We start from the raw sequence: 21,314 nt of genomic DNA, 5'->3' as shown, positions 1-21,314 counted from the left end.
CCCTCCCAGTTGGTCGAGCAAGCGCTTGCACGACTCGTGCCAGAGGCGGGCGTCCGTGCGCCCTACGGCGCGTCCAATGCCGGCTTTCAAGGCGGGACAACGTTTGCGGGCAGATTGCAGACGATCGTGACTGGCATCACGCCGCATTCAGGGTTACGTAACGAATGCGTGACACGTTACGGCTTATGTGGGCTTCCGCACATAAGGCACGGTTGCGTCGAACGGCATCGACATGCGGTTTTGCAGTTTGTGCTTAATGATGCGGGAACATTTGTAATCCCGACTAGCGACGCGTGCATGCGGCTCCTGCCTCGATCGTTACGCGGTTGCGGTCTCCGCAACGGGCCGCATGCGTTCGAGCGCGCTGCCGTCCTCGCGAAACAAATGCACGTGACGAATGCTGAAGCCCGCGTTCAGGCGCTGTCCTTCGACGGCCGTCGATTCGCCCGAGCCTTTCACCTGAATCACGAGTTCATTCGGCAGACGCACATGCAGCAGCGTTTCGCCGCCGAGATGCTCGATCACCATGACTTCGCCGGTGAGACCGCTGTCGATATCGCCGCCGCATGCTTCGATGAAATGCTCGGGCCGGATGCCGAGCGTGAGCGTTTCGCCCGCTCTCACGGTCGAGGCCGCGAAGGGCAGCGTGAGCGGTTCGCCGCCCGGCAGTTCGATGGTGACGCCCGCGGCATCGACGCTCATCACGCGCACGTTCATGAAGTTCATCTTCGGCGAGCCGATGAAGCCCGCCACGAAGCGATTGTGCGGCGTGCGATACAACTCCAGCGGCGAGCCGATCTGTTCGACGCGCCCATGATTCAGCACGACGATGCGATCCGCCATCGTCATGGCTTCGGTCTGATCGTGCGTGACGTAGATCATCGTCGCGTTGAGCTGCTTGTGCAGCTTGATGAGTTCGAGGCGCATCTGCACGCGCAACGCGGCATCGAGATTGGAGAGGGGTTCGTCGAAGAGAAAGACCTTCGGTTCGCGCACGATCGAGCGGCCAATGGCCACGCGCTGACGCTGCCCGCCCGACAACGCGCGCGGACGCCGTTCGAGCAACTGGCCGATCTGCAAAATCTCCGCCGCGCGATGCACGCGCTCCTTGATCTGCGCGTCGGGCAGCTTGAGCATGCGCAGCCCGAACGCGATGTTCTCGTACACCGACATGTGCGGATAGAGCGCATACGACTGAAACACCATCGCGACGCCGCGTTGCGATGGTTCGAGATCGGTGACGTCCTCGCCGCCGATCAGCACTTGCCCCGAGTCGCTGCGTTCGAGTCCGGCGATGGTGCGCAGCAAGGTGGATTTTCCGCACCCCGAAGGACCGACGAAGACCATGAACTCGCGATCGGTCACTTCGATGTCGACGCCCTTCAACACATCGACGCCGGCAAAGGCCTTGCGGATCTGCTGCAAATGAACTGCGCTCATACGTTGTCTCCCGTTAGCTGCTGCGGCAATGCAGCATCGGACGCATCGTCGAATTTGTTCTTGACAAGCTGTTCGCGCCCAAATATACAATTGTAAAACCGAAATTACAAGTGAAACGAGGTAAGCGCAGGACGATTCCGCAAGTCACACCCGCTCGATAAAAACCAAGGAGACAGGCATGAAGAAGCGCTTCATTCCGGCCGCGCAGCTCGGGCCGATCAAACACGTCGCGGCCGTCGCGCTGCTGGCGGCGAGCGCGGCGTTCGCCGCATCGAACGCGCACGCCTGGACTTTGAAGGAAGCGGCGCAGCCATACTCGGGCACCACCATCAAGGCCATCTTTCTCGATCGACCCGGCTACAAGGCCGCGCAGCAACTGATCCCGCAGTTCGAGAAAGAGACGGGCATCAAGGTGCGCTGGGAGGTGGTTCCCTACGAGAACACGCGCGAGAAGGAAGTGCTCAACTTCGTCGGCGGCGGCGATCAGGACATCGTGCTCGTCGATGTCGTGTGGATCGGCGAATTCGCGAGCAACAAGTGGCTCGTGCCGATCAAGAAGTTCACCGACGACCCTAAGCTCGCCGATCCGAATCTGAATCTCAAGGGCTTCTTCCCGATCCTGCTCGATTCGTTCGGCACATGGGACAAGGTCACCTACGGCTTGCCGTTCGATAACTACTCGGGCCTCATGTTCTACAACAAATGCATGTTGAAGGACGCCGGTTTCGACGAGCCGCCGAAGACCTGGGACGAGTTGCTCAACACCTATGCGCCGAAGCTCACGAAGGGCGACAAGTTCGCCTTCGCATTGCAGTCGCGGCGCGGCGAGACGCAATCGGCGGACAGCTTCATGCGCGTGCTGTGGCCCAACGGCGGCTCGCTGCTCGACGCGAAGTTCAAGTCGAATCTGATGTCGCCGCAATCGCAGGCGGGCCTCGAATATCGGCAGAAGCTGATGAAGTACATGCCGCCGGGCATCGTCGATTTCGATCATGCCGAAGCGGTCAACGCGCTCGCGCAAGGTCAGGTCGCGATGATCACCGAATGGTCCGCGTTCTATCCGACGCTGACCGATCCGAGCAAATCGAAGCTCGGCAACTGTCTTGCGATCACGACCGAGCCGAAGGGGCCCGCCGGTCTCAAGCCCGCGCTCGGCGGCTTCTCGCTCGCGGTGAACGCGAAGTCGAACGCGAAGAAGCAGGCGGCGTCGTGGCTCTTCATTCAATGGATCACGTCGGAAGCCATGGCGAAGCCTTACCTCGAAGCGGGCGGCGTGCCGGCGCGCACGGCGGTGTATCAGGACAAGGCCGTGCAGGACAAGTATCCGTTCGTGAAGCCGATGGTCGAATCGTGGCAGGGCGGCGTGCCGGATTATCGTCCGCGCTTCCCGGAATGGCCTGCGGTGTCGGAAGTCATCGGCGAATGGGGCAGCAAGATGATGCTCGGTCAGGTGACGGTGAAGGAAGGCGCGCAGACCATCGGTCAGAAGACCGAGGACATCCTGAAGAAAGCGGGCTATTACGACGGCAAGAAGCCTTTGCTGAAGTAGTTTCATTCAAGGAACCGGAGGCGATCGAATGGCATCACCTGCAATGCGTGCGCGAGGGCCGCGCAAGCCCGCGCGCTATTTCGGCGTCGTGCCGCGTTCGCCCGCCTTCTGGTTCCTGATACCGGCGATCGCGGCGCTCGCGATCATCGGCATCTATCCGCTGCTGCTTGCGCTCTATAACTCGTTTCATCAATACAAGCTCGCGGATCTGGGTTCGGGCACGCCGTTCATCGGTGTCGATAACTACGTCGCGACACTGACCGATCCGAGCTTCTGGGAAGCGCTCGGACGCACGGCGTTGTTTCTGTGCGTGACCTTGCCGATCGAGATCGCGCTCGGACTCTTCGCCGCGCTGCTGCTTCATCGCACGGAATTGCCGTGGATGCGCGCGGCCGCACGCGTGAGCCTCGTCATTCCGATGGCGACGACCTATGCGGTCGTCGGCCTCATCGGCCGCTTGATCTTCAACCGTCAGTTCGGCGTCGCGAACTATCTGACGGGACTCATCGGCATTCCGCCGCAGGACTGGCTCGCGGATCCGACGCTCGCGTTCGTTTCCGTGATGATCATGGATATCTGGCAATGGACGCCGTTCTGCGCGCTGATCCTGCTCGCCGGACTTTCGATGGTGCCGAAAGAGGCCGAAGAAGCCGCGCGCCTCGAAACGCCGAAGTGGAGCATGATTCTCTGGCACCTGCAGCGTCCGTATCTGCTTCCGGGTCTCACGGCCATTTTGATTCTTCGCTCCGCCGACATGCTCAAGATGTTCGACGCCGTCTTCACGATGACGCGCGGCGGACCCGGCGCCGCGACGGAATTCATCAGCGTCTATATCCAGCGCGTGGGCTTTCGTCTCTTCGATCAGGGCATGGCGTCCGCGCAGGCGATCATCCTGCTCATTCTGACGATCGTGCTGTCGCGTCTATATATCCGTTTCGTGTATCGGGAGGCCGCGTGAGTTCGATCAACATGCCAGTCACGCAACGCGCGAAGCGCGCCCGCGCCGCAAGAAAACGCGCCACTGTATGGCATTTTCTCGGTCTCGTCGTCGTGTTCATGTCGTCGGTGTTTCCGTTTTACTGGATGGTGACGACGAGCCTGAAAAGCCAGGCCGATGCGCTCGCGTATCCGCCCAAATGGCTGTTCTCGCCGACGTTCCATCACTATTCCGCGGCGCTCTTCGAGCATGACGTGGCGGGCAGCCTCTTGAACTCGCTCATCATCGCGAGCAGCACGACGGTCCTCGCAATCTTGCTCGGCACGCCCGCCGCGTATGCGCTCGCGCGCTACGAATTTCGCGGCAAGGAAGACTTGTGGTTCTGGTTCATCTCGAACCGCATGGTGAGTCCCGTCGTGCTCGCGGTGCCGTTCTTCCTGATCGCGACGAAGCTCGATCTCGTCGATACGCACATCGTGCTGATTTTGCTGTATCTGACGTTCTCGTTGCCGATCGTCGTATGGATCTGCACCGACCAGTTCCGCAACATTCCGGTGGAGCTCGACGAAGCCGCGCGTCTCGATGGCGCGTCGCCGTGGCGCGTGTTCTGGCGCATCAATCTGCCGCTCGCGATGCCGGGCATCGTCGTCTCGGCGATCTTCGCGTTCATCTTCTCGTGGAACGATCTGCTCTATGCGCTCGTGCTGACACGCAGCGACGCGATCACGTCGCCCGTCGCCGCAACGAGCTACATGAGCGGCTACGAGTTGCCGTGGGGCGAAATCATGGCGACAGGCACGCTGATCGTACTGCCGATGGTGGTGTTCGCGCTGCTCGTGTCGGGCCGACTGGTGCAAGGCCTGACGATGGGCGCGGTGAAATAAAATCCCGCAGCCTTTTCATTGAACCACCGGACACTATGAGCAAGAGCGCACCACCCATCGCCATCGCGGAAGCCGAAGATTCCATCGATTCGGAAGAAGAACTGCAGGCGCGCGTCGCGTGGCATTACTACGTCGGCAACCTGACGCAACAGGAGATTGCGCAGCGCATCGGCAGCAATCGCGTGCGCGTGAACCGGTTGCTTGCGGCGAGCCGCGAATCCGGCCTCGTGCAGATCACGATCAACAGCAAGATCGCGCCGTGCGTGGCGCTGGAAGAAGCGCTCGCGAAACGCTTCGGGCTCGAATGCGCGGTCGTCGTGCCGACCGGCGCGAACAACGAAGCGAACAACGCGGCGCTCGGCATCGGTGCGGCGTCGTACTTCGCGAAGCAGATAGTTGCAGGGCAAACTATCGGTCTCGGCTGGGGCCGGACGATTCACGCCGTGCTGCGCGCGATGCCGCAGCGCACGTATGGCGCGGTGTCGGCGGTGTCGTTGCAGGGCGGGCTGTCGCATTGCCCGAGCATCAATACGTTCGATATCGTGTCGGACTTCGCGAACATCTGCCGCGCCGACGGCTATCTCTTCGCCGCGCCGATCTACGTGAGCAGCCAGAAGGCGCGCGACGTGATTCTTCAGGAAGAGACCGTGCGCGAGACATACGAACTCGCGCGCAACGCCGACCTCGCCTTGCTCACGTGCGGCGATCTGACGGAATCGCTCGTCGTGACCTATGGCATCGACAATCCCGAGCAACTGCGCACGCTGCAAAAGGCGGGCGCGGTCGGCGACATGCTCGGTCATTTCATGGATGAAGACGGCGAACTGATCGATCATCCGCTGAACCGCCGCACCGTCGCGATCACGCTGGACGATTTGCGCCGCGTGAAGCGCGTGATTCTCGTGAGCGGCGGCAAGAAGAAATTCCATGTGACGCGCGCGGCGTTGCGCGGGCGCTATCCGTCGGTGCTCGTGACCGACGAAGACACCGCAAGACGTCTCTGCGACGAGCCTTGAAGACGACACCATGACAGCCATCGACAGAAACCGCGAATTCGCGGGCAAGACCGTGCTCGTCACGGGCGCGGGCAAGGGCATCGGTCATGCGACGGTGCATCTTTTGGTCGAGCGCGGCGCGCGCGTGATCGCATTGAGCCGCAGCGCCGCCGATCTCGATGCGCTGAAGCAAGAGACGGGATGCGAAACCATCTCCGTCGATCTCGCCGATGCTCACGCTGCGCGCGAAGCGGCGCGCGCCGCTCAGCCCGTCGATCTTCTCGTGAACAACGCGGGTATCGCCATTCTGGAGCCGTTTCTCGACACGACCGTCGAAGCCTTCGACATGACGATGAACGTGAATCTGCGCGCCACGATGATCGTCGCGCAGGAGTGCGCGAAGAGCATGATCGCGCGCGGCGTCGGCGGGTCGATCGTGAACGTGTCGAGCTTGTCGGCGAATGTGGGCTTTGCGCTGCACGCCGCATATTGCGCATCGAAAGGCGGACTCGATGCGATGACGCGCGTGATGGCCAACGAACTCGGTCCGCATGGCATTCGCGTGAACGCCGTGCTGCCGACCGTCACGATGACGCCGATGGGCGAGCGCGCCTGGAGCGATCCCGCCAAGTCCGCACCGATGCTCGCGCGCATTCCGATGAACCGCTTCGTGCAGCCGGTGGAAGTGGCGCGAACGATCGCGTATCTGCTCTCCGACGATTCGAGCATGGTGAGCGGCGTGAGTCTGTTGGTCGATGGCGGATTCCAGTCCTGCTGATCCCGCATCAATCTCTATCAAAGGAACGACGATGGAAGCACTGGTTCTCGAGGAAGCAAAACGCATCAGCTTGCGTCCGTTCAGCCTGCCGCAGGTCGTGGGCCCGCGCGACGTGCGCATCAAGATTCATACGGTCGGCATTTGCGGCAGCGACATTCACTACTATCAACATGGCCGCATCGGGCCATTCGTCGTGAACGAGCCGATGGTGCTCGGGCACGAGGCATCGGGCACGGTCGTCGAAGTGGGCGAGGACGTGAAGCACTTGAAGGCGGGTGATCGCGTATGCATGGAGCCGGGCGTGCCGGACATGGAATCGCGCGCATCGCGTGAAGGTCTTTACAACCTCGATCCGAAAGTGCGCTTCTGGGCGACGCCGCCGGTGCATGGCTGCCTCGCGCCTTATGTCGTGCATCCGGCCGCGTTCACCTACAAGCTCCCGGATAACGTGAGCTTCGCGGAAGGGGCGATCGTCGAGCCGCTATCGATCGGCTTGCAGGCCGCGAAGAAAGCCGCGATCAAGCCGGGCGACGTGGCCGTCGTGCTCGGCGCGGGCACGATCGGCATGATGTGCGCGCTCGCCGCGCTGGCGGGCGGATGCAGCCGCGCGATCGTCTGCGATCTCGTGCAGGAAAAGCTCGATCTGATCGGCGGCGTGCAAGGCGTGACCGCCGTGAACATTCGCGACAGGCGCGTCCTCGATGTTGTCAACGAGTTGACGGATGGCTGGGGCGCGGACATCGTGTTCGAAGCGAGCGGCAACGAAAAGGCGTTCGAGGGCATCGTCGATCTGTTGTGCCCCGGCGGTTGTCTCGTGCTCGTCGGCATGCCGCAGCGCGCAATCGCGCTCGATGTGGTTGCAGTGCAGATCAAGGAAGCGCGCATTGAATCGGTATTTCGCTATGCAAATATCTTCCCGCGCGCGATTCAGTTGATCGCATCGGGCAAGCTCGATGTGAAGCCGTTCATCTCGCGCACGTTCCCGTTCGCGGAAGGCATCAAGGCGTTCGAGGAAGCGGCGAGCGGCGTGCCGACCGACGTGAAGGTGCAGATCGTACTGGAAGAATGAGTTCGCCATTCATATAACGACGGGAGACACGTCATGGCCGATGCAGAGATGACCGCGATCGTATGCCGCGCACCGAAAGACTATCGCGTAGAACGCGTACAGCGTCCGAGCGCCGCGAGCAACGAGCTCGTGATCCGCATCGCCGCATGCGGCATCTGCGCGAGCGATTGCAAATGCTGGTCGGGCGCGAAGATGTTCTGGGGCGGCCCGAATCCGTGGGTCAAGGCGCCGGTTATCCCCGGACACGAGTTCTTCGGTTATGTCGAGGAGTTGGGCGAAGGCGCGGCGGAGCACTTCGGCGTGAAGAAAGGCGACCGCGTGATCGCCGAGCAGATCGTGCCCTGCGCGAAATGCCGCTATTGCAAGTCGGGCGAGTACTGGATGTGCGAAGTGCATAACATCTTCGGCTTTCAACGCGAAGTCGCCGATGGCGGCATGGCCGAATTCATGCGCTTTCCGCCGACGGCGATCGTCCACAAGATTCCCGATGGCATTTCGCTCGAAGACGCCGCGATCATCGAGCCGCTTGCATGCGCGATTCATACGGTGAATCGCGGCGATATCCAGTTGAGCGATGTCGTCGTGATCGCGGGCGCGGGACCGCTCGGCCTGATGATGACGCAGGTCGCGCATCTGAAGACGCCGAAGAAGCTCGTCGTGATCGATCTCGTCGAAGAGCGTCTTGCGTTGGCGCGCGAATACGGCGCGGATATCACGATCAACCCGAAAACCGACGATGCGCTCGAAACGGTGCGCTCGATCACCGATCGCTACGGCTGTGACGTGTATATCGAAACGACCGGCGTGCCGGCTGGCGTGTCGCAAGGACTGGAACTGATTCGCAAGCTCGGCCGCTTCGTCGAGTTCTCGGTGTTCGGCGCCGATGCGACCGTCGACTGGTCGATCATCGGCGACCGCAAGGAACTCGACGTGCGCGGCGCGCATCTCGGGCCGTATTGCTATCCGATCGCAATCGATCTGCTCGCGCGCGGCCTCGTCACGTCGAAGGGCATCGTCACGCATGGCTTCACGCTGGACGAGTGGGACGAAGCCATCAAGATCGCGAACTCGCTCGACTCGATCAAGGTGCTGCTCAAGCCGAAGTGATTGCGTTCGCAACTATCGTGGAGTAGGGCGTCGTGACGCGTCAGAAATGCGCTTCGGCCACATGCCACAGCACGCCGGAAGGATCGAACACGAAGCCGACTTTCATTCCCCAGCTTTGCATCGCGGGCGCGCGCGCAGGATTGACCGCGAAGCGCTCGCTCAATCCTTCGGGGTTCATGTCGCGCCACCACGCATCGACATCGCGGACGAGCATTTGCAACATGCAATTTTCCGCGAACTCCTTCACGTAATAGTTCTGCAGAATGAAGCTGAAGCCTTCGGCTTTCAGCATCGCGATGTCGTCGTCCTGAAGCGTGATGCGAAAGCCCATTGCTTCGTAGAAGCGCTTGGACAACTCGAAGTCTTTGGCGGGAACGAAAGGGCGCAGCGCGAGGAGTTGGCTCATGAGGAAGGATCAGTGAGAGGGGAAGGCATAGTGTACCGTCGCCCGATGACCTCACGATTCCGATGCATGCAGGAAGATCTGATTGAACGTCCTGTTCCATTGGCCACGCTCGTGCATCGTCATCGCCGGATCGACGAGCGCCACGTTCACGCCTTGCATCGGCGAGGCGACGTTGCGGTTCGTCGGCACGTAATCGCGCGACACGAGAATGCGCTGCGCATCGACGGATAACAGGTAGTCGTAGAGCAGCAGCGCGGCCGCCGGATGCGGCGCATGCGTCAACAGCGCGACGCCGTTCGCGCGCGCGGCGGCGGGTTGCAGCACGAACCAGTCGATCGGCGCACCGCGGCGCTTCGCCTGCGCGGGCATGTAGTTATAAAGCTCGAGCGCGAGCGGCACTTCGCCCGCTACCACGAGATTGTTCAGCAGCGAGTTGCCCGTGCGCGCGGCCACGCCGTTCGTATCGACGAGCGTGCGAAAGAATTCGATGCCCTTGGAGCGGCCCATTTGCGTGGCGACGGTCGCGAACCAGTCGGAACTCTTCGCTTCGATGCCGAGCTTGCCCTTCCAGTGCGTTGCAAGCAGATCGTCGTAGGTCTTCGGCAAATCCGCGGGCTTGATGAGGCGCGTGTTGTAGGCTTGAACCCACACGGAAAGCATCGTCGACGCCCATTGCCGATGCTCGGGCACGACATTCGGCGCAAGCTCCGCAAGCACCGGCGACGACACGGCCGTGAGCAGCTTCTCGCGGCGCAGCGCATCGAGATACGACGAACCGGTGTGCACCGCATCGACGATATAGCGATGCCCCTGCGATTCCGCGACGATACGCTGCACCACTTGTTCGTCGCCCGCGCGCCAGACGTTGACCTTGATGCCGTAGCGCGCCTCGAACGGTTCGATGAGCGGCGCGACATCCGGCTGCGCGATCGACGTATAGAAGTTCAGCTCGCCTTCTTGCTCCGCCGCCGCGAGGATTCTCGCAGCGCGATCGGGTCCTTCATACGACGCGAGCGCGAGGTTCGGCTGCGGCTGCGATTCCTTCGCGCGAGCCGCGAATGGCAGGCCGGCGGCGCCAAGCGCGAACGTCGCGCCGGCAAGACGCATCACGTCTCTTCTGGTCATTGTCATGGGGACGCGACCCTCCTTCGCTGCAGAATAATTGCATGCGCAACTACATTCGCCATCATGACTCCGTTTCTGCGAAATTGCTTCGCCATACGCGTTCGAGCCGCGCGTTGAGTTCATCGTCGAACGGGCCCATGCCGGACACCGCGCATAGCTCTTTCAGTTGCGCCATCGACGAGAAGCCGCCGAGTGCAGTGGTTACGCCGGGATGCGCGAGCACGAATCGGAACGCGGCTTGCGCGAGCGAAATGCCCGATTCGCGGGCGAGAAAGCTCACGCGTGCGGCTCGCTCGCGCATCTTGTGGGCATCGGCGGCGTTGCCGGAGATATCGCGTGCAAGCGGATGATGCGCCTCGCCCGAGACGCTTTGGTCAGACAGAAAGCCGCGCGCGAGCACGCTGTAGATCGCGGTGCCCGCGCCGCATTCTCGTGCGTCGTCGAGCACGGCGCCGCCGTCTTTATCGACGGCCAGGTTCGCGGGCAGCACCATGCCCGCGCTCGGATTGAGCAGCGTGTACGGCACGTTGAGCAGGCTGAACATGCCGGTGGCGAGCAGTTCGCGCACGTAAGGCGCATCGTTGCCGCGACAGACGAAGCCGAGATGGCCCACCTTGCCCGCATCGACGAGACGTCTGAGGCCTTCGAGCGCGCCGCGCGGCCCAAGAAAATGCCGCACGCCCAGTGTGTGATAGTCGCGTCCGGCAGGCGCGTGCGATCCGCACACGGGCGCATTGTGAATCTGCACGACATCGAGTCGATCGACGCCCAGTTCTTTCAGGCTCGATTCGACGGAACGCACGACATGCGCGGCGATATCGTCGAGATTCTCCGCGCGTATCTCGACCTTCGAATTGAGCAAGGGCCGCGCGTGAAGCGTGCGCAATACGCGGCCCAGGTTCGCTTCTGCGCCGATGTAGTCCGGCGCGACGTCGAAGTAATTGATGCCCGCTTCGAGCGCAGCCGCGACGATGCGCAACTGCTCGTCGAAGCTGCCGCGCACCATGAGTCCCGCATTGCCGCCGCAGCCGAAGCCGATCTCGGACACCTTCAGATCCGTGCGCCCGACGCTTCTGTATTTCATCGCGAAGCTCTCCGCACGTGATCAGGTCGCGCTCGCGCTGGCTTCGCGCGCCGCAATCTCCGCTTCCTCGATGCGTCGATGCAGATCCTTCACGTCCTCGATGATCGGACCATAGCGATCCGCATCGTCGTTGAAGAAGCCGCGATGATAGAGCTTGCGGAAGTTATGTTTGAGAAGCGGCTTGCTGTAATCCGGCGCTTCGCCCGAGCCGTAGATGATGTCCGGCGATTGCTCGCGCCAGAAGTTGATCGGCTCGAGTCCTTCCTCGACGCGACGAATCTGCTCGTCGAGCTGCTTGCGCAACAGCACGATGGGAATATCCGTGCGGCCGAGCAATTCCTTCGAGCGATCGGTGATCGCGCCTTGAGCGTCCCACACGAGCGCGTCTTGCGCGAGCACGTAATCGAGAATCGGCTTGCCGTTCTCGTCGTGACGAGGCGGTTCGTACCACGGCACGCTGTCTTGCTTCGGCGCTTCGACGCCCGGCGGCGCTGCATAGACCTGGTAGCAGATGTGGTACGTGTGCGCGTCGTCGATCGGCACGCGAATCTGATACTCGCTGCGCGGCGCGCCGGTCTTGCCTGTCTGCGTGAAGAACGGGAAGATCACCGTCGAATGTTCGCGCGTGTAGTCCTCTTCCGCGCCAAGATTCTTCGCGTAGCGCACGCCCTTCGAAATGCCGTGCGTGCTCGGGTTCGCATACAGTTCCTTGATGCCGATGCCCGTCTTCAGCCGCGTATGCAACGTGTGCTCGGCGCGCGCCGCCGCTTCGTCATAGCGTCCCTGTTTTTCCAGCACGTACTGGAACATATGGCCGTGCGCCCATGCGCTGTGCGTCGGATCGCCGGTGTTTTCGTGACATTGCAGCCAGTTGCAGTCGATCTTCATGATCGCGATCTGACGAATCGCATTCGGCCACACGAAGAGGTCCCAGCGCGGCAACGCAGGCGCGGGCAACGGCCCCAGATAAGCGAATACGAGCCCGCCCATTTCCTGCACCGGGTACGCCTTGAGCTTCTGCTTGATCTCGCCGCGCGGCGTGGCTTCCATCGGACGCTCGACACACTTGCCGTCTTCGTTGAAGAGCCAGCCGTGATAGGGGCAGCGCAGGCCGCAATTGTCCGGGATGCCGAACTTCAGATCGACATTGCGATGCAGACAGCGATCGCCGATCAGACCGAGCGTGCCGCTCTTGTCCTTGTAAAGCACGAGGTCTTCGCCGAGCACGCGCACCTTGTGCACGGGGTCTTCATCATCGATTTGCGAATAGGGCGCAATGGGAATCCAGTAGCGCCGCATCAGTTCGCCGCCCGGCGTGCCCGGGCCGACGCGCGTGAGTCTTTCGTTCATCGCCGCACTCAGCATGTTCCGTCTCCGTGTTCAGGTGAATGCAGATTAGGGTTCGCATTGCGTTCTGACAAGCGGCACAAATTCTGTTGGACAGAACCAACTGCGACGGCTATAAATTCCGTCATGAACCAAACGTAGCGGAGACGAAGCGATGAACCTCGATCACCCCCTGCAAGCCGCCGACACGGATACGTCACTCGACGAAGCAAACGATATCGATGACAAGCGTCCGCGTGTCGAAGCGGTCGAGCGTTCGCTCGCGCTCCTGCAATGCTTTCGTTTGCCCGGTGAAGCGCTTTCGCTCGCGGTGCTCGCGCAACGTTCGGGCTTCTACAAAAGCACGATTCTGCGTTTGTGCGCATCGCTTGTTCATATGCGTTTTCTCGATCGCGACGCAAGCGGCCATTTCACGCTGGGCCCGGAGTTGCGTCGTCTCGGCGCGCTGAGCCAGGCCGACGTCAGTCTTGAAGACCTCGTGCGTCCCGCGCTGCAGAAGCTATCGACGTTCACGCGCGAAACGGCGTCGTTCTACGTGCGCGACGGCGACGAACGCATCTGTCTCTATCGCGTGAACTCGCCGCGTTCGGCGCGGCATCATCTCGACGAAGGTTCGCGGCACCCGCTCAAGGGCGGCGCGGCGGGGCGCGTGTTGTGGGCATTCGATCCTCAATCGCGCGGTGAGGAAGCGAGCATGCCGGTGCGTTCGCGCGGCTGGGTGGTATCGAAGGGCGACCGCGATCCCGATCTTGCGGCGGTTGCCGTGCCGCTTTTGAACGAGCGCGGCGAGTTGCTCGGCGCGCTGACGGTGTCGGGCTTGCTGACGCGTTTCACGACTGATCAGGTGAAGGTCTTTCGCAAGATGCTGCTCGATACGGCTGTCGCGCTCAAACCGCGTCTGCCGATGAAGAGCGTGCTCACGAGCGCGGCGCATCAAATCAGACACGATTGATCTCGCGGCGCGACGACGCCGCACGTATGGAGGAGTGGTTTCATGTCTTCGCAGTTGAATGCATCCGATGCGCCGGTGAACATGCGCGTCACGGCGATCCGCTATGCCGCCGACGATATCAACGTCTACGAAATCCGCCGTCCCGACAACGCGGCGTTGCCGCGTGTGGAACCGGGCGCGCATATCGACGTGCACATGCCGAGCGGGCTCATGCGCCAGTATTCGCTCGTGACTGCCGATGGCGACGAGCGCGCGTATCTCATCGGCATCAAGCGCGATCGCATGAGCCGTGGCGGGTCGCGCTTCATGCACGAGCAGTTGCGCGTCGGGCAGATGCTCGATATCGGCGGGCCGCGCAATAACTTTCCGTTGTGCGAGACGGCTTCGCATACGGTACTGATCGCGGGCGGTATCGGCATCACGCCGATCTGGTGCATGGCGCAACGTCTCATGCGATTGAATCGATCGTTCGAGCTGCATTACGCGTGCAGGGAACGGCGCGAGGCCGCGTTTCTCGATACGTTGACTGCTTTGCCGCAAGCGCACTTGCATTTCGATTCCGAAGAGAGGCGCGTGCTCGATATCGCGGCGATCGTTGGCAATGCGCCTGCGGATGCGCATTTCTATTGCTGCGGGCCGCAGCCGATGCTGGCGGGCTATGAGGCTGCGACGGCATCGGTTGATTCGGAGCGCGTGCATATCGAGTATTTCGCGCCGCGGGCTGCCGCTGCTTGCGAAGGTGGGTTCGTTGTGCAGTTGCATCGCACGGGGCAGCAGTTTGAAGTGCCTCAGGGGAAGACTATCTTGCAGGTATTGCGCGAGGCGGGTGTGTCGGCGCCTTATTCGTGCGAAGAAGGCATTTGCGGGGCCTGTCAGGTGGATGTGATCGAGGGGACGCCGGATCATCGGGATAGCGTTCTCAGCGAACGCGAGCAAGTTGCGGGGGATGTTATGTTGATTTGCTGTTCGGGATCGAAGAGTGAGCGGTTGGTTATTGATTTCTGATTTTTTTGTTTGTCGCTGGTTCCCGGTTTGTTATTGGTTTATTCGCGTTGCCCCTGTGCGGGGCGGCGGTCACTTTCTTTGATGCTGCAAAGAAAGTGACCAAAAGAAAGCAGCTCTTATCGTGCACGGCGCGGGGGCCTTTCGAGGCTTCGAGGGTCTGAGGGAAACTTGCTTTCGCGTCGGTTTATTGGCGTTGCCCCTGTGCGGGGCGGCAGTCACTTTCTTTGCTGCTGCAAAGAAAGTAACCAAAGAAACAGCTATCCCCATCCAAAGTGCCTCACACCGGCCGCGGCACAGGCGATTGACCGAATGGCCCGGCAGTAGCGAGTGCCCTCAAAGGTCTCACGCGGCTTGGATCGCGCACGGTCTGCCGCAGCGCACCGCTCAAGTTGCGGGTTCAGCCCTTGCAAGCTCCGGCCCGCTACGCGGCCGATGGGTCAATCGGGGGCTGCGTGTGCTTCTTTCTCGCTGGTTTCCCTGGCATACCCAACGGCAGCGCGCAGCGCTGTGCCGGCGCGATTTCGTGCTGAACCAGCGCCCTAAAACATGTTGTGCGGCAGACCGTGCGCGAGCCAAGGCGCGTGAGTTTTGTGGGGGCACTCGCTACTGCCGGGCCATTCAGCCAATCGCCTGTGCCGCGGCCGGCATGAAGTGCTTAGGCTGGGGATAGCTGTTTCTTTGGTTACTTTCTTTGCAGCAGCAAAGAAAGTGACTGCCGCCCCGCACAGGGGCAACGCCAATAAACCGACACGAATGCAAGTTTCACTCACGCAAAGAGCCCCTGTGCCGTGCGCGATAAAAGCCGCTTTCTTTAACTGCCGCCCCGCGCAGGGGCAACGCCAATAAACCAAAAACAAGACGGCATCCGGCGACAAGAAAACAAACTCAAGAATTCACTTCCGCCGATTTATCAAGCGGCAAACCCTGCACAGGGGCCTTCCTCCGATCTCCCTGCTCCGGATACCCATAAGGCCCGAGCCGAATGATCGAAACCACCGACAAAGCTACGAGCCCTGAAAACACCCACAACGCCAGCCGATAAGAATGCGTGAGGTCATAACACAGTCCGGAAAGGAAAATCATGATCCCCGCGCCCCAGCCCCAGCACGCCCACATGCCCCCGCATACACGTCCGAACAAACGCAAATCAAAGTAACGGCTCACAATGAACGTGATGATGTCGGCCTCCGCGCCGATGCTCACGCCGATCATCGCGGAAGCGGCCATCGCCGTATCGCCGGTTGCGCCGGCCGCGAGAATCAGCACGCCGCATAGCGTGAGTCCGAACGACATCGCCGCGACATAAGGCGCGTGAACGCGATCCATCAGATAGCCCGCAAACAGGCGGCCGACAGCGGATGCGAGTCCCGCGATCGAGAGCATCGTTCCGGCAGCGCGCACGGTTTCGCCACGGTCGGTCATCATCGGCACGAGTTGCGACAGCAATGCGAGCAACACCCCCGACATGCAGAAGATCGCGACGCCCAACAAACGAAACGTGCGATCGTGACGAAAGATCGTCCATAACGACGGCAGGTCTGCACGAGCTTCGCGCGCGTGGCGTGAGATCGCTTCATCGACGCCCGGCGGCATCTTCACGAGGAAGTAGAGCGCGGGAATGGATAGCACCGTCATCAACGCCGCCACGCCGAGATAACCCGTGCGCCAGCCGAAATGACGCAGCAGATAGCCCGCATATTGCGGCATCAACATCGCGCCGATAGCCGTGCCGCCGACGGTCAATCCAAGCGCCAGTCCCCGCCGATGATCGAAGCGCGCGCACACGACCTTCGCATAAGGCAACGCGTTGCTGCCCGGCGCAAAGAAGCCGACCATCACGAACACGAGACAGAAGAGCGCGAGCGAAACGGGAATGACGCCGACGAGCGCGATCGATCCCGCGAACAACAACAGAAACAGCATCGTGGGACGTCGTACGCCGAAGCGGTCGATCAGCGAGCCGAGCACGATCGTGCCCGGTCCCATCGCGAACTCGAAGATCGTGAGGCCGAGCGATACCTGCGCGCGGCTCCATCCGTTTTCCGCGGCGATCGCCTTGATGAACGTGCCGAACATGAACGCCGATATCACGCCCGCGCCGACGGAAAGGCAGATCGCGCCGCCGAGGACGGTCCACCATCGATTGATGTCTTGTTGCTTCACAGCCATGTCTCCTGCTCGTTCGCGCATGCGCGCGCAAACGAATTCGTTTTTCATGCGCCGAGCGCGACGAGCAAATCTTCGAGATAGCCTGCGCTCACCGGAAGAATAAGCATCGTGCAATGCGGGCGCAATAAATCGGCGGTGCTGGCGCGCCTGCCGCACACGTCACCGGGACCGATCACGCTCGACACGGTCACGCCACGGCTACGATACGCCTTCGCCGCGACCGCGCCCGCTTGCGCATCGTCGCCTTCCCGGCCTGCGATCACGACGAGATCCGGCGCGCCGAGCCATGCGTTCAATGCGCACGTGTTCGTATCGACGCTGCGCAGAATGCTCGCGGCATCGGTGCCTTCGGTCTGCAACAGCGCGGCGAATTCGCTTGCGCGCACGAACTGCACATCGGCGTGCGCGCGCTCGATGCATCTTCTCACTTCCGCATCGTCATCCGTCAGAGCGATGACCCTGATGCGGCGCGGCACGGAATTCGGCGATCGAACCCTGAAGCGCACTTCCGCAGGCGTGGTCACTTCCATGGATCGATCGTCATGTGAATCGCGCCTTCGACGCCTTCGCCCTGCAAGGTACGCAGCGCGAGATCGGTGTCGTCGAGGCCGAAGGTGTGAGTGCTCATTTGCGTGACATCGTGGCGATTCGCGGCGATCAGTTGCAGCGCGAGCTCGACCGACTGATAGCTGTGCCCGCGCATGCCTTTCACCGTGAGAAAGCGCGCGATGATCATGTCGCTGTTGAACTCGGGAATCGGCACGCGCTTCTGTCCGCCGAGCACGACGGTCCCGCGTTTGCGCGCAAGCCGGATCGCGGACGTGACCGTGGACGGGCCGCCCGATGCGCAATCGATCACGAGATCGGCCATCGCGCCGCCGGTCAGATCGGCGACGCGTTCGAGCACGTCTTCCTGATCGACTTCGATCGTATGATCGGCGCCGAGACGTTTCGCGAGCGCGAGACGTTCGCGGTCCGTCTTCGTCGAGAGTCCCGTCACGATGATCTTCGCCGCGCCCGCTTCACGCGCCGCGACGACGCACGAAAGTCCTTGCTGGCCCGGTCCCTGAATCACCACCGCCTGACCCGGCCCCGCGCCGCCTTGCAGATAGGCCCATTCGACGCCATTGCCAAGCGGTAGCGCAAGCGCAGCATGTTTCGGCGCGACCTTCGAAGGTACGCGATGGAACACCGTGTTCAACTGCAAGTATTGATACTGGCTGAAGCCGCCCCAGAAACGGGGCGCAGTGCGCAAACCGGTCGCGCCATAACGCAGGCCGTTGAGACGCCAGTCGGTTGCATCGCAAAGACGGAACTCGTTCGAGAGACAGTACTCGCAGTGCCCGCATGGCACATACTCTTCGAGCGCGACGTAATCGCCTTCCTTCAGGCCCCAGCGCGCACGCGCGAGTTCGCCCGTTTCCTCGATATGCCCGACCGTTTCATGCCCGAGAATCAAAGGCCCGCGGCTTTGCGGCAATTGACGATAGTAAGGGCCGTCGCTGCCGCATACGCCCGTGATCGCGACGCGCAACAGTCCCGTCGATGACGTGATGTCCGGCCGCTCGAACGTCTGAATCTCCGTGCGCGATGGCTCGACCGCAACCGCCGCCTTGAAGGTGCGTGAGGCCTTGTCATGTCGATGTGCTTCGTTCATGCGTCGTGGCCCGCGAAACCGCCGAGTTTCGCGCGCGCGTCCTCGTCAGATGGTGGTGTGGGCCTTGCCTGCTTCGGCGTGAAGCGCATCGTGCGCGCCTTCCTTGAACGGCTTGTCGCGATGCAGAACAATCGCGACGGAGCGCACTTTCTGCGATTCCGGATCGCGTCCCGGCGGCTCGATTCCCTTCTCCGCGAGCGCACGCGCCGCCTTCATCAGCCGATGACGCACCATGATGATGCCGTTGTCCGTCGACACGAGATTCTCGCGCGTGCGGTCCTGAATCGGCCCCATGCTCTCCTGCAACGATGCGTCCTGCATGGCGATGCCTTCCACGCCGCTATACGTGACGCCCGCCTTCTGCGCGGCGCGGTCCATCAGATAGTTGTTGGTCTTGTTTTGCAGCGGAATGTAGGTGCCCGGAATGTAGCGGACGTGAATGCCCATGCCGTCTTTCATCGCCTGCACTTCGGCTTCGGTGAGATCGCGTGTCGGATGATAGTCGAAGCTCCACGCCCAGCAGTTTTCATCGTCGATGGGCACCCAGAAATGACCGTGCACAGGATGATCGCCGCGCGGCGGGACCATCGTGAAGCAGGGCATGACCCACGGCGTGATGCGCCAGTAATACTGCTCGTCCTCGGCATTGCGGCGCGCGCCGATGAAGAGGCCGCCATCCGACTCCACCACTTCGAACACGGGACTCAGGTCGGCAAGGTTGTATTGATTGCCGCGCGCGCCCTTGAATAGCGGGTCCGTATTGAGGCTGCCGCTGTGCAGGAACGACACGTGGCTCGAATCGACGCCGCCTTCGAGCGCCTGCAGCCAGTTGCATTCCTGAAGACGCTTGCTCATGAACGACTGGCTCGCGGGCACGGTCGAGAATTCGAATGCGGGCAGCGGCGGCTCTTCGTCCTTCGGACCCATATAAACCCAGATCACGCCGCCTTGCTCGACGAGCGGGTACGACTTCAACTTGATCTTGTTGCAATAGCCGCTCGCAGCCGGCTCCGAAGGCACGTCGATGCACTGGCCGCTCACATCGTATTTCCAGCCGTGATACGGGCAGCGGATACCGCCTTCCTCGTTGCGGCCAAACCAGAGCGAGACGCCGCGATGCGCGCAAAACTCGTCGATGAGACCGAGCTTCCCTTCCGAATCGCGGAACGCGAGCATGCGCTCCGACAGCAGTTGCAGACGCACCGGTTCGCCGCCCGGTTCCGCGAGTTCTTCGGACAGCAGCGCGGGGAGCCAGAAGCGGCGGAACAGTTCGCCCATCGGCGTGCCGGGACCGGTTTGCGTGACCAGATCGTTTTGCTCTTTTCTCAACATAGTGCTTGCCTCAGGGTGTGCTCCCGTCTCTCGACGTGTGTTCGTGTGGGCCATGCGCGCGTGCCGCTTCTCGCGATTCTTCTTCACGCCGATGTTCGCGTGTTCCGTATAAAAGAACGCTGTTCATCAAACAGGAACAAAGTTATCATTTGACCCATGCCATGTCAAACGGAGAAGGAGATACCCGATGCATCAAGCTTGCGCATTTGCCCGCCTTTGCAAAGCCGGCGACGTCGCCGACGGTCAGGCCATCAAGGTCGAGAAAAACGGTCTCACGCTGGCCGTGTTCAACATTCAGGGCGAATACTTCGTCACCAACGACACATGCACGCATGGGCCGGGTTCGTTGTCGGAGGGCTACATCGAAGGCGACGTGGTCGAGTGCGACTTCCACAACGGCTCGTTCAACATCAAGACGGGCGAAGTCGTCGCGCCGCCTTGCATGATTCCGCTCAAGACCTACAAGACGCGCGTGGAGGATGGCGAGGTGAGCATAGAGATCGACGGCGAATGAACATATCCGCTATGGCGCGTGCGTTTCCTGCGCGCGTGCCTGGCGTGATGCGCCCGGTTTCACGATCAGCGTCAGACCGCTTCTCACCGTGTTCGCGGTGCCTCGCGTGATATGCGCAAATGCATCGCCGTGAGCGAACTGCACGAGTGCGGGAGCGTCTTGCTCCTTGATCCGCACGAAGCCTTTCAGTCTGAGCAGCGAATCGCCGTATTGGTCGATGAGCGATCGAACGCGCGCGTGCAATGTATCGAGATCGATTGCGTCGTCGATGGCGATGAAGTGCGTAATCGCATCGTGTGATCGGGGCCGCGAGAGAGGGCGCGCAACGGCGCGTTCGATATCGGGTGCGGGCAGCGCGAACATCGAAAGCGCATCGTGCAGGCCCAGGCTCGCATTCGCCGAATGCGCGACACGCGCGCCGGGCAAATGCGCTTCCACGGCTGCGAGTTCTTCCGAGCTGACGAGATCCGTCTTCGTGACGATCACGACATCCGCGCCTTCTAATTGCGCGCGCGCCTCGGCAAAGCGCGCGAGGGTATCGCGCGCAGTCGGCGCGGCGATCGTCGTGAACGTGCCCGCGATGCAATAGCGTTCCTTCACGAACGCATCGAGACTCAGCGAGGCGATGAGCGGCCCCGGATTCGCCAGCCCGGTAGTTTCGATGACAACCATTTCGAAGCGCGCGATGCTGCGATGCAGCCGCGCCCAGAACAATTGCGCGAGCGCTTCGTTGAGCGCGGGCAGGCCGCTGCAACAGACGCACGCATCGGCGAGCAGCATCGATGTGTCGCCCGCGAATCCGAGCATCGCGTGATCGATGCCTATCTCGCCGATCTCATTGACGATGAGCGCCGCATTGCAGAAGGGCGTTTCCTTCAGCCAGCGCGCGAGCAGCGTGGATTTGCCGCTGCCGAGAAAGCCGGTCACGACATAGACCGGTATGCGTTCGCGATGCATGCGATAC

General features: G+C 61.7%; 20 protein-coding genes. 10 read left to right on the top strand and 10 right to left on the bottom strand.

The genetic code is table 11. The features are described 5' to 3' along the window. Positions 1 to 318: 318 nt before the first annotated feature. Positions 319 to 1,440 carry an ABC transporter ATP-binding protein gene (locus NOV72_RS06040; RefSeq protein WP_106853670.1) on the bottom strand — a complete coding sequence of 374 codons (1,122 nt, stop codon included), beginning with the start codon at positions 1,438 to 1,440 and terminating at the stop codon, positions 319 to 321. Positions 1,441 to 1,618: 178 nt separating this feature from the next. Between NOV72_RS06040 and NOV72_RS06035 the strand changes: the two genes are divergently transcribed. Genes NOV72_RS06035 through NOV72_RS06005 form a run of 7 tightly spaced genes read left to right on the top strand, consistent with a single transcriptional unit; the run spans position 1,619 to position 8,759 of the window. Beyond that, positions 1,619 to 2,989 (top strand): ABC transporter substrate-binding protein, encoded by a 1,371-nt coding sequence (locus tag NOV72_RS06035; protein WP_106853669.1) that lies wholly within the window; start codon positions 1,619 to 1,621, stop codon positions 2,987 to 2,989. A gap of 28 nt (positions 2,990 to 3,017) precedes the next feature. Next, complete coding sequence (locus NOV72_RS06030; RefSeq protein ID WP_245932919.1) at positions 3,018 to 3,947, top strand: carbohydrate ABC transporter permease; 930 nt, start codon at positions 3,018 to 3,020, stop codon at positions 3,945 to 3,947. Between the two features lie 11 nt (positions 3,948 to 3,958). Continuing rightward, positions 3,959 to 4,810, top strand: coding sequence for an ABC transporter permease subunit (locus tag NOV72_RS06025; RefSeq protein WP_106853721.1), 852 nt, complete (start codon positions 3,959 to 3,961; stop codon positions 4,808 to 4,810). Between the two features lie 35 nt (positions 4,811 to 4,845). Beyond that, complete coding sequence (locus NOV72_RS06020) at positions 4,846 to 5,826, top strand: sugar-binding transcriptional regulator (protein ID WP_106853667.1); 981 nt, start codon at positions 4,846 to 4,848, stop codon at positions 5,824 to 5,826. Positions 5,827 to 5,836: 10 nt separating this feature from the next. After that, on the top strand, positions 5,837 to 6,583 hold the full coding sequence (locus NOV72_RS06015) for an SDR family oxidoreductase (RefSeq protein WP_106853666.1): 747 nt from the start codon (positions 5,837 to 5,839) through the stop codon (positions 6,581 to 6,583). Positions 6,584 to 6,614: 31 nt separating this feature from the next. After that, positions 6,615 to 7,652 (top strand): NAD(P)-dependent alcohol dehydrogenase, encoded by a 1,038-nt coding sequence (locus tag NOV72_RS06010; protein WP_106853665.1) that lies wholly within the window; start codon positions 6,615 to 6,617, stop codon positions 7,650 to 7,652. A gap of 33 nt (positions 7,653 to 7,685) precedes the next feature. After that, the gene (locus NOV72_RS06005; protein WP_106853664.1) at positions 7,686 to 8,759 is read left to right on the top strand and encodes an alcohol dehydrogenase catalytic domain-containing protein; all 1,074 of its coding nucleotides are present in this window, start codon (positions 7,686 to 7,688) and stop codon (positions 8,757 to 8,759) included. 40 nt (positions 8,760 to 8,799) lie between these two features. Here the strand turns inward: NOV72_RS06005 and NOV72_RS06000 are convergent, their stop codons facing one another. The 4 genes from NOV72_RS06000 to NOV72_RS05985 are packed head-to-tail and all read right to left on the bottom strand — an operon-like array spanning position 8,800 to position 12,724. Beyond that, positions 8,800 to 9,165 (bottom strand): VOC family protein, encoded by a 366-nt coding sequence (locus NOV72_RS06000; RefSeq protein WP_106853663.1) that lies wholly within the window; start codon positions 9,163 to 9,165, stop codon positions 8,800 to 8,802. 51 nt (positions 9,166 to 9,216) lie between these two features. Continuing rightward, positions 9,217 to 10,296 carry an ABC transporter substrate-binding protein gene (locus NOV72_RS05995; protein WP_106853662.1) on the bottom strand — a complete coding sequence of 360 codons (1,080 nt, stop codon included), beginning with the start codon at positions 10,294 to 10,296 and terminating at the stop codon, positions 9,217 to 9,219. A gap of 55 nt (positions 10,297 to 10,351) precedes the next feature. Beyond that, positions 10,352 to 11,374 carry an aldo/keto reductase gene (locus NOV72_RS05990; RefSeq protein WP_106853661.1) on the bottom strand — a complete coding sequence of 341 codons (1,023 nt, stop codon included), beginning with the start codon at positions 11,372 to 11,374 and terminating at the stop codon, positions 10,352 to 10,354. A 21-nt stretch (positions 11,375 to 11,395) separates the two neighbouring features. Continuing rightward, on the bottom strand, positions 11,396 to 12,724 hold the full coding sequence (locus NOV72_RS05985; protein WP_245932917.1) for a Rieske 2Fe-2S domain-containing protein: 1,329 nt from the start codon (positions 12,722 to 12,724) through the stop codon (positions 11,396 to 11,398). Positions 12,725 to 12,875: 151 nt separating this feature from the next. Here NOV72_RS05985 and NOV72_RS05980 point away from each other — a divergent pair, with 151 nt between their 5' ends. Beyond that, positions 12,876 to 13,673, top strand: coding sequence for an IclR family transcriptional regulator (locus NOV72_RS05980; protein WP_106853659.1), 798 nt, complete (start codon positions 12,876 to 12,878; stop codon positions 13,671 to 13,673). 42 nt (positions 13,674 to 13,715) lie between these two features. Next, positions 13,716 to 14,678, top strand: coding sequence for a PDR/VanB family oxidoreductase (locus NOV72_RS05975; RefSeq protein ID WP_106853658.1), 963 nt, complete (start codon positions 13,716 to 13,718; stop codon positions 14,676 to 14,678). Positions 14,679 to 15,563: 885 nt separating this feature from the next. Here NOV72_RS05975 and NOV72_RS05960 read toward each other — a convergent pair. Genes NOV72_RS05960 through NOV72_RS05945 form a run of 4 tightly spaced genes read right to left on the bottom strand, consistent with a single transcriptional unit; the run spans position 15,564 to position 19,836 of the window. Next, on the bottom strand, positions 15,564 to 16,847 hold the full coding sequence (locus NOV72_RS05960) for an MFS transporter (protein ID WP_106853655.1): 1,284 nt from the start codon (positions 16,845 to 16,847) through the stop codon (positions 15,564 to 15,566). Between the two features lie 44 nt (positions 16,848 to 16,891). After that, the gene (locus tag NOV72_RS05955) at positions 16,892 to 17,377 is read right to left on the bottom strand and encodes a hypothetical protein (RefSeq protein ID WP_106853654.1); all 486 of its coding nucleotides are present in this window, start codon (positions 17,375 to 17,377) and stop codon (positions 16,892 to 16,894) included. Then, a complete protein-coding gene (locus tag NOV72_RS05950; RefSeq protein WP_106853653.1) occupies positions 17,368 to 18,504 on the bottom strand; it encodes a zinc-dependent alcohol dehydrogenase in 1,137 nt (378 codons plus the stop codon). The genes NOV72_RS05955 and NOV72_RS05950 overlap by 10 nt, the downstream gene beginning before the upstream one ends. Positions 18,505 to 18,549: 45 nt before the next feature. Continuing rightward, positions 18,550 to 19,836: an aromatic ring-hydroxylating dioxygenase subunit alpha gene (locus NOV72_RS05945; RefSeq protein ID WP_106853652.1), complete on the bottom strand. Its 1,287-nt coding sequence runs from the start codon at positions 19,834 to 19,836 to the stop codon at positions 18,550 to 18,552. A gap of 187 nt (positions 19,837 to 20,023) precedes the next feature. Between NOV72_RS05945 and NOV72_RS05940 the strand changes: the two genes are divergently transcribed. Beyond that, the gene (locus NOV72_RS05940) at positions 20,024 to 20,350 is read left to right on the top strand and encodes a non-heme iron oxygenase ferredoxin subunit (protein WP_106853651.1); all 327 of its coding nucleotides are present in this window, start codon (positions 20,024 to 20,026) and stop codon (positions 20,348 to 20,350) included. Between the two features lie 9 nt (positions 20,351 to 20,359). Here the strand turns inward: NOV72_RS05940 and NOV72_RS05935 are convergent, their stop codons facing one another. Beyond that, positions 20,360 to 21,307: a CobW family GTP-binding protein gene (locus tag NOV72_RS05935; RefSeq protein ID WP_106853650.1), complete on the bottom strand. Its 948-nt coding sequence runs from the start codon at positions 21,305 to 21,307 to the stop codon at positions 20,360 to 20,362. Positions 21,308 to 21,314 lie beyond the last annotated feature (7 nt).

Source organism: Caballeronia novacaledonica (assembly GCF_900258035.1).
GTDB classification, from domain to species: domain Bacteria; phylum Pseudomonadota; class Gammaproteobacteria; order Burkholderiales; family Burkholderiaceae; genus Caballeronia; species Caballeronia novacaledonica.
The sequence above is the reverse complement of the archived record's forward strand: the minus strand, read 5'-3'. Positions and strand labels throughout refer to the sequence as shown.